Raw genomic sequence first — 19,131 nt, 5'->3', positions numbered from 1 at the left:
TGATAGGTATCTATCTTAATAATGAAAGTGCGATCAACCACATGATGACCCCAATCAATATATCTAATACTTTCCATGCTTTAGGATTGGCAAAAACAGGACGTAGTAGACGAGCACCAAAACCTAGACTAAAAAAGAATAAGAAAGACGCAGAAACCGCTCCTACTGCAAACGCTACTTTATCAGTATATTGTGCTGAAATTGAGCCGAGCAACACCACTGTATCTAAATAGACATGTGGATTTAACCAAGAAAAACTCAAACATAACATCAAAGTTTGTGCCAAAGTTGTAGTTGGTTGTGCTGAAGCAACGAGACCGCTATTGGCTTTATAGGCGTTATAAAAACTACGTAAGCCGTAAATAAATAGGAAGGCAGCACCAAAATATTTCATGACTTGAATCAGCCCTACCTGCTGACTCAAAATCGATGCAAACCCGAATACACCAAAGCAAATCAAAACTGCATCAGATAATGCACAAACAAGGCAAACCCAAAACACATGTTGCTTTAACAACCCTTGTTTCAATACAAAAGCATTTTGTGCGCCAATCGCTAGAATTAAAGAGAAACCTAACAACAAACCTGAAATATATGTGGAAACCAAAACTTAGCCTTTTTGCACTAAGTAACGATATTCGGTATGACTATTTGCATCGAGGCTTTCTTCTTTAAGCAGCAACTCATGCCCAAGATGCATACAAAACTTTGGAATATCCCATGACGTAGAAGGGTCTGTTGCAAAAACCTCAACAATATCACCTGATTTTGCTTTACGAATCGCTTGATGCAACATCATGACTGGCTCAGGGCAACGCAAGCCTCTAGTATTCAGTTGAACCGTAGGAAGTTGAGGTTGTTCAGACATCATCATACTCATCTATTTTAATGTTCATATTTTACCATAAAGTCATCAGATAAAAATCCTCAGCAATCTTTTGGAAAACTGTACGTTTATTACATAGTTTTATTGATGCATATCCGCTTTTTCTTCGGTATGATGAAAATCATCTAATTGATATAGAGAGTCTTTAGGAAAGATCATGGTCGAGGAATCCAGTCCGTCGTGGGGTATGCGTGGCTTAAGAAAATGGTTAGGTACTGCACCTGAAACCCGCGATGAATTACTCAAGTTAGTTCAAGACTCACGCCGCTTTTTAGAGCCAGATACCGTTGCTATGCTTGAGGGTGTACTTGATCTCCCAGCAACAAAGATTCGAGAAGTGATGACGCCACGCACAGCGATTATCAGCTTACAAGAAGATGATCAACTGTTAGATATTTTGGATGTACTGATTGATTCTGCACATTCACGCTTCCCTGTATTTTCAGCAGATCAAAGCGATAATGTGGTCGGTATTTTATTAGCGAAAGACCTTTTACCTTTCCTAACCGAGCGTAATGTCAAAGTTGATATTCATTCACTGATGCGCCAACCTGTCTTCGTGCCTGAAAGTGCTCGTTCAGATCAAGTCTTGCGTATGTTAAAAAATACACAAACACATATCGCGATTGTGATTGATGAATATGGTTCAACATCAGGCTTAGTCACACTTGAAGATATTCTTGAAGAAATTGTGGGCGAGATTGAAGATGAACATGATATTGCCGATGAAGAAGCGCTCTATATTGTTCCAGATAATGACCCAACCACAGCAAATACGTGGATCGTGCAAGCACTTACACCAATTGAACACTTCAATACTATTTTAGATGCAGATTTTTCTGACGATGAAGTTGAAACTATGGGCGGTTTACTGCTGCAAGAGATTGGTTTAGTCAGTGATTTACAAGGTCAAACCATTGAGCTTGGCGATTGGCAATTTACCATTATTGAAGCAGATGCGCGCACTATTCATCTGATTCGAGCTGTCCGTCAATGAGAAGCTATTTTGAAAAGCTATTAAATTTATCTCAACCACAAAAACAAGTTCCTTTTGTTTTTCCACTTCTGATTGCGCTGATTTCAGGTGCAATCTTTAGTTTGGCATTAGCACCGTATTATTTCTGGTGGTTAGCGATCTTATCACCCGCATTACTTTATGCGGTTCTACATCAACGTAGCCCGAGACAAGCTTTTGCTTTAGGTTGGGCTTATGGTTTTGGTTTATGGTTTGTAGGTGCATTTTGGCTCTATACCTCGATCCATACCTATGGTGATACCAACGCATTTTTAAGCATTTTAATGATTGCCTTTATGGCAACTGCAATGGGCTTATTTAGTGCTTTTCAAACTTGGTTGTACCGCCGCTTTTTCCCTGAAACACCCTTAACCTTTGCACCTATTTGGGTATTATTCGAATGGGCAAAGACTTGGGTCTTCACAGGCTTTCCATGGCTGTTTGCAGGCTATGCATTTACTGAGCGATTATTAGATGGTTATGCACCTTTATTTGGTGTCTATGCCGTTTCTTTCGTTGTGATTGTACTTGCCTGTGCCCTTGTTGAAATTTTAAATCGCCGTTGGTTTTGGGCGATTCCTTCTGCGCTGCTAGTGTTAGGAGCATGGGGCTCTGGATTCATTCAATTTGTTCAACCCAAAACAGCCAAACCGCTAAGTGTGTCATTGATTCAAGGTAATATTCCTCAAGACCTCAAATGGTTGACTGAATACCAAATTAAGACCCTAGAGATCTATGCCACCCTCACCCGTGCTGAATGGGGACGTGATCTCATTGTTTGGCCTGAATCATCTATTCCATTATTTCAAACCGATATTCCAGAGTTTTTAAAAGCAATGGATACCCAAGCAAAAAAAGCGGATAGCGCTTGGGTAACAGGGATTCCTTATTGGGATATACCTAAGTCTCAGCAAGTCGGTGAGCCTCTGTATTACAACAGTATTATGGCATCAGGCAGTGATTCACATGGTTTATATAAGAAGCAACGTCTTGTGCCCTTTGGTGAATATATTCCATTATCAGGTATGCTGAAATGGGTTTTACCTGCGATGCAAAATGATATCAGTATGAGTGGTTTTTCACGTGGGGAAGCTAACCAAAAGCCGCTCACCATCAAAGGACATGCACTTGCTGCTGCCATTTGTTATGAAGTGGCTTATCCAAACCTCACCCGTCGTAATGCAACAAATAGTGATTTTTTAATCACCGTATCGAATGATGCTTGGTTCACGGATACAGCAGGCCCTTGGCAACATTTACAAATGGTACAAATGCGTGCCAAAGAAAATGGGCGTTGGTTTATTCGCGCGACCAATACGGGTGTGACAGCGTTTATTAATCACAATGGACATATTGTGAAACAAGCTCCTTTAGATCAGGAATTTGTATTACGTGGTGATTTACCTGCTATGCAAGGGCAAACGTTATATAACCGTTTGAGTGATTATCCAATTCTGATTTTTTCAGTTTTCTTACTCATTTTGGGTTGGATTTATCGTCCACGCAAAGTCGATATTTCGTTTAAATCACGGCGGTAATTGTTTAATAAATTAAGATAAGCATTTGGATGAATAATAGATTTAAGTGCTTATTTTATTAATATTTTTACAGAATCAATCTAAAGAAAAGACTTTTTCTAAGTACAGGTCTCCTTAAATGGTTCAGCCACGATTTGAAACTGATCTTCATATACAACATACCCTGGTCGTTCTGTACTCAAGATTTCTACATTAATCCCATGCGCTCGAAGAAGATAAGTAACTTCATACATTTTTGATATATGTTCATCAGCTGTGTCTTTAAACCAACTAAGAGCAACATTCTTCGCATGGGGTTTAGATGATCGAGCAAAGCTATCTGGTTTCTTTAGATTTTTTCTAAACCAATCATATATTTCATCATAATAAGTTTGTTCATAATCATACAATTCACCAGACTCTTCTAAATCTGACATTGCTTGAAACAAGCCCTGCCTCTTATTTGAACCCTCATCCTTTGCATGAATAATAAAACGGATAAACATCATATACCCTAACTAAAATTATTTACCTCAAAGTACCATAGATACTTGCACCGATAAATAAGCCACTAAACTCGATAAAAATAACATTGGGATATAACGATAGGCATTAAACAACAATTGTTCATATTTAGAAATCAGCTCATGATTATTCCAAACACTGGTTTTTAAAGCACTTAAAAAACAAAGAACAAACCATGCACTCAACATACTCAACGCAAAAAAACCAATCATTATTTGGCTACTACCTTCAGTCGTTTGCCATAAAGACAAAGCACCCTCACTCATCGGTAATAGGCTTAAAATGAACAACACAGATTTCAACATTGCCCAATGAAACTGATTGAGTTCATCTAACACAAGAAATGCTTTCATCTGTTCTCTCCATACCTAATTTAAATGGTCTGAATTTATTATGCAAAGCTTTGATCTTAATAAAAAGTCTATTTTTCTGCATAATTTATTTTTCTTGTAACCATTAAACATGGGAATAATTCTTATTATAACTCTCAATATGCACCATATTATTAATTTTATATTTTTCAAATACTTGCATCAAAGACTAAATTAACAAACATTATCACTTCATTCCCTATTTATTTTATTTAAAAATGAAGTGATATTGCCTGATTTAAAAATTATGGCTGATAATAAATATCTGCATCATTCCCCTCACCACCTTCTTTACCATCTGCTCCAAATGAATATAAATCAAATGAACGTCCTTCACGACCTGGAATGACATATTGCAAGTCATTTTCCCAACTGTCTTTCGGATAACCACCTTTGACATAACCACCTGGCAACCAGTTTTTAGCAGCAGCAGGTTTATTGACTAATGCATCTAAACCACCATCTTGCATTGATGGGTAACGGCCATTATCCAATTTATACTGATCCAAAGCGCCAGCAACGCCTTTTAGCGTAATACTCGTCGTATCAACTTTGGCTTTTTCACCACGTCCCATCACGTTCGGAACGATTAATGCAGCCAAAACACCTAAAATTACAATAACAACCATCACTTCAATGAGTGTAAATCCAGACTGTTTGTTCATCATCTTACGCTGCATTTTTTGCTTATTCATATCCATCTCTTTCGTGTCACTCATCAGATCATATTGTTCATATTAATAATTGGCAACATGACCGCAATCACAATCACCAATACAATTGCTGCCATAAAAATCAGCATCAAGGGCTCGAGTAAAGCCAATAAAGTTGAGATAAACGTCGTTACCTCACGATCTTGCATGGTTGAAGCTCGATCTAACATTCGATCTAATTCACCAGAAGCTTCACCACTTCGAATCATTTGTACCATCATTGGGGGAAAATAACCGCAACGCTCCAATTGTGTTGCCAAATTACCACCTTCTGTTACACGCTCCATCGCCACTTCAATCGCATCACGAATCACCCAGTTATTACTGACTTCAGCGCCAATGCGTAGAGCTTCCACCAAAGGCACCCCTGAACGAGTCAAAATAGACAAGGTACTGGCAAAACGTGCTGCATTTATACCACGTGAAAGTTTACCAAAAAGTGGCAACCTGAGTGTTAATCGGTCAAAGGCATAATGCCCTGCGGTTGTTCTTAGAAAGCGGGTAAATAGAATGATCGCAATAAAAGCGAGAATCAATATCCCGATCCATGTATGTCGAATAAAGGCGCTCGCTTTCATGAGCGCTACTGTAATCCAAGGCAAGGCTTCTTTACTTTGCTCAAAAGTTTTGACGATCTCAGGTACAACATAGGTCATCAAGCCCATCACGATCCCGAATGACATTAACATGAGGACTATTGGATAAATCATCGCACCCTGAATTTTCTTTTGCATCGCAAAACGGTTTTCAGTGTAGTCTGAGAGCTGATCTAAAATCAGATCAAGGTGTCCAGAGCGTTCACCTGCCGCAACCGTTGCAATATAAAGCTCAGGGAAACGACCTGCTTGTTGCATACTTTGTGCTAATGAATGCCCTTCCAAAACTTTGGAACGCACAGCAATCAATAAGTTTTGTACATGAGTCTTTTCACTTTGTTTACTGACCGCACGTAATGCTTCTTCCAATGGAATCCCCGCAGCAACCAAAACTGAAAGTTGGCGTGTCATCAATGCGAGGTCATAAGCACTAAAGCTTTTTGCAAACCAAGAACGCTGTTGTTGTTTATCTTTTTGCTCAACGGCATCGACCGCAATTGGTGTCCATGCTTTATCTCGCAACTGTTGACGAATTTGGCGTGCAGAATCCCCTTCAAGCACACCTTTATGTTGCTTTCCAGAAGCATCAAGAGCAGTAAATTGATAAGCAGGCATGGTTCTGTTCTAATTGTCCCAAAATAGTTGTCGTTACTGTTGCATCCGTGTCGTGGAATCATTCATATTCATTTATGTTTATCAACATAACGCACTGCACTTTAGCATAATTCCATGACATGCAGTCATGCCATTTTACACGTGATTGAAGCCTTTATGCCTACCCCAAATTCTAACGCTATTCTGTACCGTATTCGAGTTGCAATACCCGTTTATGTGTATGACACGTTTGACTATACGGTCAGTGCTGAGCAATATGATCAAGCACAGGTTGGCGCACGTGTTGCGATTTCATTTGGTCGGCAAAATCTGATTGGAATCATTACTGAAAAAGTTGATCCCAATGAGCTATTCACAGGGCAATTCAAACTTAAAGCCATCACGGAATTACTCGATCAGGAATCAATTCTAGATCAACAAGTTTTAACTTTGTTGACATGGTCAGCACAATATTACCAATTTCCAATTGGTGAGGTCATGCAAAGCGCCTTACCTTCGCTATTAAGGCAAGGACGTGCCTTAGATATTCTATTTCATCAATGGAAAATTATCCCAAATGACAATCCTGATGCTTTATTAAAACGTTCTCAAAAACAATATGATGCTTACCAAATTCTCAAACTACATCTACATGGTACAACCGAAAATATTTTAAATCTCAGTGGTATCGAAACAGCTACACTCAAAGCGCTAGAGAAAAAAGGTCTGGTTGAATGTTGTCTTGAACCACATGATTTCACCCCAACGCCTGTGCAATTGGCTCAAGTTCCCTTAACACCGAATGAAGATCAGAAAAAATCCATTCAGCAAATCCTAAAAGCACTCCATCATTATCAAGCATTTTTACTTGATGGCTTGACAGGCAGTGGTAAGACTGAAGTTTATTTGCAAGTCATGTATGACGTGTTAAAACAAGGCAAACAAGTGCTGGTGTTAGTCCCTGAAATTGGTCTCACACCTCAAACCGTTGCTCGTTTTAAATCACGCTTTCATTGTGATGTAGCGTTATTGCACTCAGGTTTAAATGACTCAAAACGTTTACAGGCTTGGCAACAGGCTCAAACAGGTAAAGCCTCGATTATTATTGGCACTCGCTCTGCGATCTATACGCCACTTCCTCGATTAGGTTTGATCATCCTTGATGAGGAACATGATCTTTCGTATAAGCAGCAAGAAGGTTTCCGCTACCATACCCGTGATGTGGCATTGTATCGTGGGCATCTACAAGGCTGTGCAGTCATTCTGGGTTCTGCCACCCCGAGTATTGATAGCTATCATTTGGTGGAATCAGGTAAGTTGCACTTGCTTGAACTAAATCAACGTGCGGGCGTTGCGGTTTTACCGAAGATGCATGTCATTGATTTAAAAATTGCCAAAAAGAAGCATGGCATCAGTCAAAGCTTACTTGAGCAAATCAAACATACCCTAGAGCGTAAAGAACAAGTGCTGATCTTTTTAAATCGACGTGGTTATGCTCCTATTTTGATGTGCGAAAGCTGTGGTTGGCAAGCCAATTGCCCACATTGTGATGCGCACTTTACTCTACACTCTCAGCCCTATCATTATTTGCATTGCCACCATTGCGGTACCATCAATCGCCTTCCTGAGCATTGTCCTGCATGTCAAAAACAAAGCTTAAAAACCATAGGTGCAGGAACAGCAAAACTTGAAGAACACTTACAAGAATTGTTTCCCCACAATGAAGTAATTCGAGTCGATCGAGACAGCACCAGTCGAGTCGGCAGTTGGCAGAAGATTTATGACCGTATTCAACAAAATGAACCCAGTATTTTATTGGGCACGCAAATGCTCGCCAAAGGTCATCACTTCCCTCATGTCACTTTAGTTGCCATTTTAGATATTGATGCAGGCTTACTCAGCGTCGACCCTCGTGCGCCTGAACGAACTGCACAACTGATTGTACAAGTAGCAGGGCGCGCTGGTCGTGGTGAACATAAAGGTAGTGTCTATTTACAAAGCTTGCGTCCCGATCACCCGATGTTGACGACCTTAATTGAGCATGACTACCGTACTGTCGCCAAACAAATGCTGGCTGATCGTAAGATTGCCATGCAACCCCCGTATCGTTATGCAGTATTGGTTCGGGTTGAATCTAAGGATCGAGACTATAGCCAACAATTTTTAGCGGACATTGCGCAACAATTACGGACAATGGCTGGCGATACCGTGGATATTTGGGGCCCCATTCCTGCGCCGATGGAACGTAAAGCAGGGCGCTATCGGGCGCATATGGTGATTTTGTCTGCCGATCGTGCAAAACTGCATTTTTATTTACGTCAGTGGTGGCAGCAAGTAGTACATTTACCGCGTCAGCATTTGCTGAGACTCTCGATTGACGTTGATCCACAAGAATTTAGTTAATTGAATATTCTCATATGAAAAGCCATCAAGTGCTTTTTCAACGAAGTTTGATACTGCATTTCTCTTGATCACCCATCCTTCGTGATTGAGGCGAGCGAGATGAATATTGCATATTGAATTGCGGTAGCAAAACATATCTTCAATTCAACTATCACTTTGCATAAAAGTCTTTGTTATTTCATGGCATATTAAAACATCAAACAAACATATTGCTTATCCAACATACATTTGAGATCAACGATGTAACGTATTCTCCCACTGAGTTAAAAATGATGTTTCCAACTATCATATTTCAGATACTATTTTTACATGCGACTCATTTGAGTTAGTCTGAACCTAATAGAAAAATTTGAGGCATTCAATGTCTTTACTGCTACCGATCATTTTTTTACTGGCTGCAACTTTAATTTTTGTTCCTCTAGCAAAACGCTACATCGGCACTCCTGTTTTGGGTTATCTCATGGCAGGACTTTTACTTGGCTCAAGTATTTTAGGGCTTATTGAAGATGTGCAATTCATCAACCAACTCTTGCACTTGGGCATGATGATGGTGATGTTTTGGATCGGTTTTAGCTTTCGACCACAGCAACTTTGGCTAGAACGCCATGCGATCCTGAAAAATAGTGGTACACAACTTGCGCTCATCGCGATCCTGCTCATCAGTACCTGCTATTTATACTTGCATGACTTGCTCACCAGTATCATTCTTGGACTTGCCTTAGCCTTTTCCTCAGTTGTATTCACTCAACAATTACTTCAACAAAAACAGCAACTCGATAGCAAACTTGGACAAGCAAGCTTAGCCACCTTGCAATTTCAGGCTTTTATTGCTGTGATCTTCATTTCACTCTTTCCTTTACTTGAAGATACTGCTTCCACACGACACGGTATTGCTTATTTTGCTGCGATTATGGCGACCATTTCAGGTTTATTTTTAGCAAGTCGTTATGTAGTTCGACCAGCTTTCCGATTTTTAGCAGGTAAAGGCAGTATTCAATTAATCCCCGTTTTGAGTTTATTGATTGTCCTCTCTGTTATTTTAATTATGGAGGTTCTCAATATTCATGTTTTGATTGGTGCATTTTTAGCAGGATTACTCTTAACTGAGACCGAGTTTAAAGCTGAAGTTGAACGGATTATTCAGCCTTTTAAAGAGCCGATGGTTGGGCTATTTTTCCTTACGATTGGCTTAGGACTTTCACTTGAGCCTTTAAGGCAATCCCCATTATTCATTTTAGGTTCGATTTTCGGTTTGGTCTTGATCAAAGTTGCTGTTATTACCGCAATGAGTTATTACCAGCAACGCCATGCCAAACTTAGTACGCTTTTTGCACTCACACTTGCGCAAAGCGGTGAACTTGCTTTTATTTTGCTTAAACTGGCAGAAAGTGAAAATTTAATCACCAATGATTTAGTGACATCTAGCTTACTGATCATCTTTGGTTCTATGTTGCTGACCCCACTCCTGTATTGGCTATTTGATACAAAAATTTCACCAAGACTAAATAAAAAAGTTGCTGTACAAATTGAAGATATTCCACAGCACCCTATTTTAATTATCGGTTTCGGTCGTTTTGGGCAAGTAGTTGCACGTACCTTACATGCACAAGGCAAACGATTTAGTGTGATTGATAGTAATCAACCTGATGCCCATTTTATTGAGCAATATGGACATCGTTTCTTTGATGCTGATGTCACTCAAGTCGAAAATCTACGCTCCGCAGGTATCGAATATTGCAAATTATTGATTCTGGCAATTGATGATGTTGAAGACAGTATGAATTTGACACGCCACCTTCGTTTAAATTATCCAGATTTAACTTTATTTGTCCGCGCACGTGATCGACACCACACCCATTTACTCCATGATTTAGATGTACTGCATATTTGGCGTGAAACCTATGCTTCATCATTAGCACTGGCACAGCAGGCACTGATCAAAACTGGGCTTTCAGTTGAAGAAGCTCAAGCTCAAATCGCGTTATTTAAACAAGAAGATGAACGATTACTTGAACAGCAACATTGGATTCACCTAGAAAAAGAGCGTATTGAAAACTATCCAAATGCGATGGCAGAGCTCGAGTATTTGTTTGAAAACACAAAAGCTTTCGTGTCAAATCGCACGAGCAGTGATCAAAACATACAAAGTGATTCAAATTCACTCAATGGAACATCTTGAGTTTTGACAAACAGACACCATTATTGATGCATAACCATGCCCTTTTTATAAAGCCCAGAGTGCTTTACAAGGCAAAGCGTTGCTTTGTTTTTCCCTGAGGGGATACTGGAGAAAAATATGTCTGATTTACGCCAACGCTTTTTTATCGAAGATTGCCCTATTCGTGGTGAAGTCGTCCATTTAGAAGAAGCACTACAAACCATTTTGGCGCAACGTGAATATATGCCTGCGGTACAAAGCCTATTGGGTGAAATGTTAAGTGCAATTGCCCTACTTGCAAGTACGTTGAAAATCCGTGGTTGTATTAGCTTACAAATTCAAGCAAGTGGCACATTCAAATGGGCTATGGCGGAATGCAACCATTTAGGTGAAGTTCGTGCCTTGGCTGATTATGAGGAAGATCCACGTTTTGTCGAAGGCACGGACAGTCGTACTGTGCTTGCTGCCTTAATCAATCCAGTATTGTTTATTAATATTGAACCTGAACACGGTGAACGTTATCAAGGCATCGTACCGCTTGATCAACCGACTTTAGCAGGTTGTTTAACCCAATATTATGATCTCTCTGCACAGATTCCGACGCATATCGTATTAGCAACCAATAGTAAACGTTCAGGTGGCTTATTGATTCAGTTGCTTCCACGCAACGACGAAGAAGAGCAAAAGTTAGTCGATGAAGACTTATGGCCACGTTTAACTATGTTGACTGAAACCCTGAAACCAGAGGAATTGACGGATCTTTCAGCCAATGAAATTCTATATCGCCTTTACAACGAAGAAGAAGTGCGTTTACCTGAAGTCGAACAGTTAAAGTTTGGTTGTACCTGCTCAAAAGAACGCTGTGCCAATGCCTTGATTCAGATTGGCGTTGATGCAGTACATGAAACTTTAGAAGCACAAAACCCAATTCAAATGGATTGCCAATTCTGTAATACCCGTTATGAGTTTTCAGCAGAAGAAGCTTTAGGTTTGTTTGGTGAGCATTTAAGTTAATTGAAAAGTAAAATAAAAAAAGACGGGCTTCCGTCTTTTTTTATTTTGTATTAAGGTCTAGCCGATAGAACAATTTTTAAATGTCCCAATAATATAGACCTTAATTTTGACTTATGAATTACTTCGAATATTTCCTGTTTGTTATCAGTGTTATTGTCTTGATTGCGACCCCTGGCCCTGTGATGATTTTAGTTGCAAGTGCGGGTCTCAAAGGCGGCTATAAAAAAGCATTACAAACCATTTTTGGAACCAACTTTGCCTCGCTCATCCTAATTTTTATTTCAGTGCTCATGCTCAAAGGTTTTCTTAGCATTGATGAAAACTACCTGAAAGCTATTCGGGTATTAGGTTGCCTCTACATTGCCTATCTCGGTTATAGCATTATTAAAGAAGTGCTTCAGGCACCCCATCCCACAGCGATTCAAACCGTGTCCGCACAAAATGGCGGATTTAAAAAAGGCTTTCTGGTAGGGATTTCAAATCCTAAGGATATTATCTTCTTTTCAGCCTTTTTCCCGCAGTTTATTAATATCTCCCAAAATATCAATTTCAGTTTAAGCCTGCTGACAGTGACATGGATTATTTTAGATTTCCTTACTCTGTCTTTAGTTTACCTATTTTTCCGCAGCCTATCTCAAAGCAATATTTATCCCAAAGCTCTCGGTTTGTGTGGTGTCTTATTGATATTGATTGCACTCTATGGTCTAGTCGAGATCTTTCTCTAGGGGAATAGATCAAATATTGACTTAAGTCATTCACAATCTATTCTTCTGATTAAATAGAACAACTCTTATACAATCGAATCCATTGAAATCTCTTGGATTCGTTTCATAATGAAAGAAACATCCCATTATTATATTCAATATTATGACCAAAAATTATTATGAAGAGCTAGGTGTTTCCAGAGATGCCTCAGCAGATGAAATCAAAAAAGCCTATCGAAAACTGGCGCGTAAATATCATCCAGACATTAGTAAAGAAACTGATGCTGAAGCTAAAATGCAGGCGATTAACGTCGCCTATGACACCTTGAGTGATGCCACAAAAAAAGCTGAATACGATCAGATGCTAGATCATCCACAAGGCTTTTCCAATTTCGGACAAGGCAATCAAAGTGGCTTTGATGGCTCACAGTTCTATCGTCAAAGTTCAGGCGATGGTGCAGACTTTAGTGGTTTTGAAGACTTATTTGGTCGCTTTGGTTCAGGCTTTGGTGGCGGGCAACAACGTTCGCAACGCCAGCAACGTAGCCATCGAGGAGAAGATCAACATGCCAGTATTCAAATTGATTTAGAGATTGCCTACCACGGTTCAACTCAACAAATCACACTACAAATCCCAACCTATAATGTGTATGGTGAACCAGAAGTACAGCGTAAAACCCTAGAGGTCAAAATTCCAAAAGGAATGAAAGAGGGTCAACAAATCCGCTTAAATGGTCAAGGACAAAGTGGTATCAATGGCGGTGAAAATGGCGATCTGTATATTGAAATCCAATATAAAGATACCGACCGAATCCGAGTTGAAGGGGCTGATGTTTATCAAACCATTGATGTGAGCCCTTGGGAAGCAGGCTTAGGGCAAAGCATCGAAGTCAATACTCCTGCTGGGCAGCTCAAAGTCAATTTACCGAAAAATGCCAAAAATGGACAACAACTACGTCTCAAAGATAAAGGGATACCAAACAAAACCGCAGGGCATTTATACCTGATTATTAATATTGTTTTACCGCCAGTGCACAGTGAACAAGAGCAACAGGCTTATCAACAATTTGCCGATGCCTTCCCTTCATTCCGACCTCGTGCCTCATAAGGAGTAAGCTCATGACAACCATTCAATACAAAGAAATTCAATATAACGGTCACTACCAAGTTGAAATCATTGATGAACAATTGGCACTTGATCTTGAGCATTTTGCAGAGGCATGTGGTCAAAGTACTGATTGGGTCTTAAAACTGATTGATTACGATATTTTACAGATCAAAGTCGATCCGCAAAGTTATCAATTTATTGGTGAAGATGTCGCTCGGGCGCGTCGAGCCTATCGTTTACAACGCGACTTCGATGCAAGCTTATCTGCCGTTGCAATCATGCTTGACTTAATTGATGAGGTGCAACAACTACGCAAACAGTTAAAACATTTTCATTAAGCCATCATACCCACATAAATGACTAAACTCATTATTTCAGTTTAGTCATTTTCTCGACTTCTTTCAGCGTTTGCTTAATCGGCTCATAATCCAAGAACCATAACAAATTAACATTGCGCTGTTTATGCTGTTGCGCCAGTAAATCAATCACACTACGCTCACCACGTCCAACCAAATGTTGCTGATAAAAGTAGTACAGTAATACCACCGTGCTCATCATCATCACCGCGAGCATAATCCAAAATCCAACAGGTGATTTCAGCCCAGGAATAAACTCAAAGTTCATTCCATATACCCCAGTCAATAAGGTTAATGGCGCAAAGATTGCAGTAATAATTGCCAAAATACGCATATTTTCATTGGTTTGATTGGCAATCGCAGAGAAATGTAAATCAATCGCCGATTGGATCGCATTCCTTAAACGCAAAGTATGCTTTTGTACCCGTTCCACATGACTCATTAAATCATTAAGACGAACCAAGAGAATGTCTTGATTCTTATGCTTATGTTCACCAACAACATGATGATAATTATCAACTAACTCATCTCGAAACTCCTGTAAGGTCTCTATTTGTTCCTCACATAAATTTTCGATTTGTTGGAATGCCATATCTTCATGAAAGAGTTGATGCCACTGTTTAAAACGGCGGTTGCCCTGCAAAAGTTGCTGTTGCCAATATTCAACACGACGTGTCAGTGGTGTACGCAAATTCAAATAGCCATCAATCATGCTATTCAGTAATCTTAAAGATAGATCAGCAGGTGTACTCGGTAATTTACGTGGTTTATTTTGTTCAGCAATAGCCCGCTCCATAATCACTTGAAGGCGTTGAATATAACTTTCTACTGCCTTATTGCCCTGCTCTCGCACACTCACTAAAACACTCGGTGTTAGAATAAAGCTCATCGGTGTGGTGGCTAAACCAAAGACACTTTCATGTGATTCTAAGGCATTCTCACTTTCATAAATTTGGTCATCAGGACTAATCAACTTCCGAAATACTAAGAGATCGTACTCTTCAACGGTATCGAAAGCACAAGGATGCTCGATATTAAGCAAATCTCGCATATGAAATTCATTCAATACCAGCCCTGTGTGCTCATAAATGTTTTTCTGCCAAGACTCGGTATGATTGACCAAATCCTGTCTCAAACTATCAACCCATAAAAACTCAAGCGTATGTTCTGTTTGTTGTTGCACACTAATAAAAATCGTATTTTCACTGTGATGACGATAAAAATAATAAAGCTGCATAGGGGCAAATGAGTCTGAATATCGATAGAAATGCTGCCATGAAGCTCGATAAAAAGCTACGGTTATTACATTGCAAGTACAGCATCAACGAAAAAGCCCCGTATGCGGGACATCGGGGCTTTTAAAATATAGAAGGTATTACACTTCTTTTTCTGTTGGACGATGCTTTAACATGTGATCAAGTTGTTCTTTATCCAAAGCATTATCCCATTTCGCCACGACAATCGTTGCACAAGCATTCCCCACTAAATTGGTTAACGCTCGGCACTCTGACATAAAACGGTCAATACCCAAGATCAATGCCATACCTGCTACAGGAACGGCAGGTACAACTGAAAGTGTCGCAGCCAAAGTAATGAAACCTGCACCCGTAATCCCTGCTGCACCTTTAGAACTGAGCATTGCAACCAAAAGGATCGTAATTTGTTGAGTCAGGGTCAATTCAACATTACATGCTTGCGCAATAAACAACGCTGCCAATGTCATATAAATATTAGTACCATCTAGGTTAAATGAGTAACCTGTCGGAATCACTAAACCAACCACAGACTTTTCACAACCTGCTTTTTCCATTTTTGCCATCAAAGATGGTAATGCCGCTTCCGATGAACTTGTCCCAAGTACTAACCATAATTCATCTTTGATATAACGAACTAAATCAATAATCGAGAAGCCGTTGTATCTCGCCACCGCACCTAATACCAGAATGACGAATAACAGAGCTGTGATATAAAAGGTCGCGATGAGAAGCATCAAATTACCAATTGAGCTAATACCATATGCACCAATGGTAAATGCCATGGCACCAAATGCACCAATCGGTGCAAACTTCATTAACATACCAACCAAAGTAAATACAGGATTGGTCAACTGTTGAAGAAAGTCAGTGACTGGGCGCCCTAAATCACCTGATTTAGCCAATGCCAAACCAAATAATACAGCAACAAATAAAACCTGAAGAATCTGTCCTGATACAAATGGGCTAATCAAAGTATCAGGGATAATATTCATCAAAAAGCCAGTAATGGTCGAGTCATGTGCTTTTGCAGCATATTCATCTACTTTAGCGCTGTGCAAAGTACTTGGATCAATATTTAATCCATCACCCGGCTGAATCACATTACCAACGATAAGACCAATCACCAAAGCTAAGGTTGAAAAGGTCAAAAAGTAAATCATTGCCTTTGCTGTCACACGACCCACACTACCAAGATTTTTCATCCCAGCAATACCTGTCACGACAGTCAAAAAGATCACAGGCGCGATAATCATTTTAACCATTTTAATAAAAGCGTCACCAAGCGGTTTTAAGCTTTCACCAAAATCAGGAAAAAAATGACCTAATAGTATCCCCGCAACAATTGCGAAGATCACTTGTACATAAAGAATTTGATAAAATTTTTGTGGCTTTTTAGGAGACTGGTCATCTTGACCTGTGGTCACATGATCGACATGCATCTGCGATATTCCTTCATTGGGATAAACAAATAGACTTCCGACTGTCTATCTAGAACCATACAAACACAGGTAGGCGCGGAAAGTTGGAGAATTCTACGGTAATTGAAGGATGCAGAATTAAAGCCATAGACTAATGTCTAATATAAATGTAATTTATGCTCATCATTTCTATTATTTATATCCATAATAATCATATGGTTAATAAAAAAGCGCATTATCAAAAACAATGCGCTTTTTTGGGGCTATATATTGGTGTTATTAAGCTTGATCAATATCTTTCATTGTCAACTTAATACGACCACGGTTATCGACATCAGCAACTTGTACTTTGATATCTTGACCTTCTTTTAATACATCAGTCACATTCGCAATACGCTCATTTGAGATTTGCGAAATATGAAGTAAACCATCAGTACCTGGCATGATATTTACAAATGCACCAAATTCAACGATACGGATGACTTTACCGGCATAGATTGTACCTGGCTCAACTTCAGCAGTCAGTGCTTGGATTTTTGCAATCGCAGCTTTAGCAGCAGCTTTCGTTTCACCAAATACGCGAACTGTACCATTGTCTTCGATATCAATCGCCGCTTTAGTTTCTTCAGTAATGGCACGAATCGTTGCACCACCCTTACCAATCACGTCACGGATCTTGTCTGGATTGATATTGATCACTTCAAATGTTGGTGCATTTACACTGATTTCTGCACGCGCACGTGAAATAACTTTATTCATTTCATTGAGGATGTGCATACGACCAGCAAATGCTTGGTTTAACGCAACTTCCATAATTTCTTCAGTAATCCCTTCAATCTTAATGTCCATTTGAAGTGCAGTAATACCGTTGGCAGAACCTGCTACTTTAAAGTCCATATCACCAAGGTGATCTTCGTCACCTAAGATGTCAGAAAGTACTGCAAAACGCTCACCTTCTTTCACTAAGCCCATTGCAATACCTGCAACTGGCGCTTTCAATGGAACACCAGCATCCATAAGTGATAATGAAGCACCACATACAGAAGCCATAGAAGATGAACCATTTGATTCAGTGATGTCAGATACGATACGAATCACGTACGGGAAGCGATCAGCCGCAGGAAGAACTGCTTGTACACCACGACGTGCTAAACGACCGTGACCGATTTCACGACGCTTAGGACCAGATTCACGACCTGTTTCACCTACAGAGTATGCAGGGAAATTGTAATGCAACATGAAGTTGTCAGTTTTCGTACCAGAAAGCGTATCAACCATTAATGCATCACGCGTATTACCCAAAGTTGTTGTTACCAACGCCTGAGTTTCACCACGTGTGAATAATGCCGAACCATGTGCGCGATCTAATACACCCACTTGAACGTCGATACCACGAACAGTTTTAGTATCACGACCATCAATACGTGGCTTACCTGACAAGATGTTGTCACGCACAGTACGGTATTTAAGGTCTTCAAATAATTCGTTTACTTCGTCAGCAATACCTGTTTCATCATTTTCAGGAACGAATTGAGCAACTGCTTCTGCATAAAGTGCATCAAGTGCCGCATAACGGTCTTGTTTCACAGCAATCGTGTATGCTTCTGAGATTTTCGCTTCGAAAGCTGCTTTTAATTGCTCAAGAAGTGCTTCATTTTTGCTTGGAGCAACCCAAGTCGATTCAACCGCACCCGCTGCAGCAGCAAATTCTTTGATCGCTTGAATTGCAATTTGCATTTCATCATGACCAAAGAGAACCGCGCCAAGCATTTGGTCTTCTGAGAGTTCTTTTGCTTCAGATTCAACCATAAGCACAGCTGATTCTGTACCCGCAACTACAAGATCAAGATCAGACTGAGCAAGTTGTTCAAAGTTCGGGTTAAGAACATATTCGCCGTTGATTAGACCAACACGCGCACCACCAATTGGACCACGGAAAGGTGTTCCTGCAATAGACAATGCAGCTGAAGTACCCAACATTGCAGCAATATCAGCATCCATGGTCTTATCAGAAGAAACAACGGTTGCTGTTACTTGAATTTCGTTGAAGTAACCTTCTGGGAACAACGGACGAATTGGACGGTCAATCAGACGTGAAATTAAGGTTTCAGCTTCAGAAGCACGGCCTTCACGCTTGCCATAACCACCTGGGATACGACCCGCTGCATATTGTTTTTCTTGATAGTTAACAGTTAACGGGAAAAAGTCTTGACCCGCTTTTGCTTTAGGCTGAGCCACAACAGCAACGAGAACAGTCACGCCACCCATAGTGACTAAAACTGTATTTGCTTGACGTGCAACACGACCCGTTTCTAAAACAACTTGGTGTTGACCAAATTGGAATTCTTTACGAACGATATTAAACATTGACATGTATTGTATTTTCCTAGTTCTATTTTACGGAGCTATTCTAGTGAGACCCCTAAGGTTTGGCATTCAGACCACAACTGCTGTGCAGATAAATGACAAAGCTTAGAAGCCATCGCACTAGAGCATA

17 protein-coding genes are annotated in these 19,131 nt (G+C 40.0%); 8 read left to right on the top strand and 9 right to left on the bottom strand.

The window, feature by feature from the left end:
• Window positions 1-10: 10 nt before the first annotated feature.
• Together MMP60_RS01815 and tusA are read right to left on the bottom strand one after the other, a co-directional pair.
• A complete protein-coding gene (locus MMP60_RS01815) occupies window positions 11-607 on the bottom strand; it encodes a LysE/ArgO family amino acid transporter (RefSeq protein WP_241334707.1) in 597 nt (198 codons plus the stop codon).
• 3 nt (window positions 608-610) lie between these two features.
• Window positions 611-868 carry a sulfurtransferase TusA gene (tusA, locus tag MMP60_RS01810; RefSeq protein WP_241334706.1) on the bottom strand — a complete coding sequence of 86 codons (258 nt, stop codon included), beginning with the start codon at window positions 866-868 and terminating at the stop codon, window positions 611-613.
• A 175-nt stretch (window positions 869-1,043) separates the two neighbouring features.
• On the opposite strand from tusA, the gene MMP60_RS01805 reads away from it, so the two are divergent.
• Window positions 1,044-1,883: a CBS domain-containing protein gene (locus tag MMP60_RS01805; RefSeq protein WP_241334705.1), complete on the top strand. Its 840-nt coding sequence runs from the start codon at window positions 1,044-1,046 to the stop codon at window positions 1,881-1,883.
• Window positions 1,880-3,439, top strand: coding sequence for an apolipoprotein N-acyltransferase (lnt, locus tag MMP60_RS01800; RefSeq protein WP_241334704.1), 1,560 nt, complete (start codon window positions 1,880-1,882; stop codon window positions 3,437-3,439). Before MMP60_RS01805 ends, lnt begins: the two co-directional genes overlap by 4 nt.
• A 98-nt stretch (window positions 3,440-3,537) precedes the next feature.
• Here the strand turns inward: lnt and MMP60_RS01795 are convergent, their stop codons facing one another.
• The 4 genes from MMP60_RS01795 to gspF all read right to left on the bottom strand — a co-directional run bounded on the left by MMP60_RS01795 (window position 3,538) and on the right by gspF (window position 6,238).
• Window positions 3,538-3,924: a hypothetical protein gene (locus MMP60_RS01795; RefSeq protein ID WP_241334703.1), complete on the bottom strand. Its 387-nt coding sequence runs from the start codon at window positions 3,922-3,924 to the stop codon at window positions 3,538-3,540.
• A gap of 27 nt (window positions 3,925-3,951) precedes the next feature.
• Window positions 3,952-4,296 carry a hypothetical protein gene (locus MMP60_RS01790; protein WP_241334702.1) on the bottom strand — a complete coding sequence of 115 codons (345 nt, stop codon included), beginning with the start codon at window positions 4,294-4,296 and terminating at the stop codon, window positions 3,952-3,954.
• A gap of 263 nt (window positions 4,297-4,559) precedes the next feature.
• Entirely contained in the window at window positions 4,560-5,033 is a 474-nt protein-coding gene (gene gspG, locus MMP60_RS01785) for a type II secretion system major pseudopilin GspG (protein WP_277603646.1), read from the bottom strand.
• The gene (gene gspF, locus MMP60_RS01780) at window positions 5,033-6,238 is read right to left on the bottom strand and encodes a type II secretion system inner membrane protein GspF (protein WP_241334700.1); all 1,206 of its coding nucleotides are present in this window, start codon (window positions 6,236-6,238) and stop codon (window positions 5,033-5,035) included. Before gspF ends, gspG begins: the two co-directional genes overlap by 1 nt.
• Before the next feature lie 156 nt (window positions 6,239-6,394).
• Here gspF and MMP60_RS01775 point away from each other — a divergent pair, with 156 nt between their 5' ends.
• From MMP60_RS01775 to MMP60_RS01750, 6 genes are all read left to right on the top strand, one after another.
• Window positions 6,395-8,620 carry a primosomal protein N' gene (locus tag MMP60_RS01775; RefSeq protein ID WP_241334831.1) on the top strand — a complete coding sequence of 742 codons (2,226 nt, stop codon included), beginning with the start codon at window positions 6,395-6,397 and terminating at the stop codon, window positions 8,618-8,620.
• A 361-nt stretch (window positions 8,621-8,981) separates the two neighbouring features.
• Window positions 8,982-10,799, top strand: a complete 1,818-nt coding sequence (locus tag MMP60_RS01770) for a cation:proton antiporter (protein ID WP_241334699.1) — start codon at window positions 8,982-8,984, stop codon at window positions 10,797-10,799.
• A gap of 117 nt (window positions 10,800-10,916) precedes the next feature.
• The gene (locus MMP60_RS01765; RefSeq protein ID WP_241334698.1) at window positions 10,917-11,792 is read left to right on the top strand and encodes an Hsp33 family molecular chaperone HslO; all 876 of its coding nucleotides are present in this window, start codon (window positions 10,917-10,919) and stop codon (window positions 11,790-11,792) included.
• Between the two features lie 113 nt (window positions 11,793-11,905).
• A complete protein-coding gene (locus tag MMP60_RS01760; protein WP_241334697.1) occupies window positions 11,906-12,517 on the top strand; it encodes a LysE family translocator in 612 nt (203 codons plus the stop codon).
• Between the two features lie 142 nt (window positions 12,518-12,659).
• A complete protein-coding gene (locus MMP60_RS01755) occupies window positions 12,660-13,604 on the top strand; it encodes a DnaJ C-terminal domain-containing protein (protein ID WP_241334696.1) in 945 nt (314 codons plus the stop codon).
• 11 nt (window positions 13,605-13,615) lie between these two features.
• The gene (locus MMP60_RS01750) at window positions 13,616-13,942 is read left to right on the top strand and encodes a chaperone modulator CbpM (RefSeq protein ID WP_018677419.1); all 327 of its coding nucleotides are present in this window, start codon (window positions 13,616-13,618) and stop codon (window positions 13,940-13,942) included.
• 31 nt (window positions 13,943-13,973) lie between these two features.
• Here MMP60_RS01750 and MMP60_RS01745 read toward each other — a convergent pair whose 3' ends face one another.
• The 3 genes from MMP60_RS01745 to pnp all read right to left on the bottom strand — a co-directional run bounded on the left by MMP60_RS01745 (window position 13,974) and on the right by pnp (window position 19,001).
• Window positions 13,974-15,197 (bottom strand): magnesium transporter CorA family protein, encoded by a 1,224-nt coding sequence (locus MMP60_RS01745; protein WP_241334695.1) that lies wholly within the window; start codon window positions 15,195-15,197, stop codon window positions 13,974-13,976.
• A gap of 138 nt (window positions 15,198-15,335) precedes the next feature.
• Window positions 15,336-16,655 (bottom strand): dicarboxylate/amino acid:cation symporter, encoded by a 1,320-nt coding sequence (locus tag MMP60_RS01740; protein ID WP_241334694.1) that lies wholly within the window; start codon window positions 16,653-16,655, stop codon window positions 15,336-15,338.
• Window positions 16,656-16,913: 258 nt separating this feature from the next.
• A complete protein-coding gene (pnp, locus tag MMP60_RS01735; protein WP_241334830.1) occupies window positions 16,914-19,001 on the bottom strand; it encodes a polyribonucleotide nucleotidyltransferase in 2,088 nt (695 codons plus the stop codon).
• Between the last annotated feature and the right edge of the window lie 130 nt (window positions 19,002-19,131).

It is taken from the genome of Acinetobacter sp. ANC 4805, from assembly GCF_022549495.1.
Classification (GTDB): domain Bacteria; phylum Pseudomonadota; class Gammaproteobacteria; order Pseudomonadales; family Moraxellaceae; genus Acinetobacter.
Note: the sequence above shows the minus strand (reverse complement) of the source record. Positions and strands in the feature narration are given on the sequence as shown.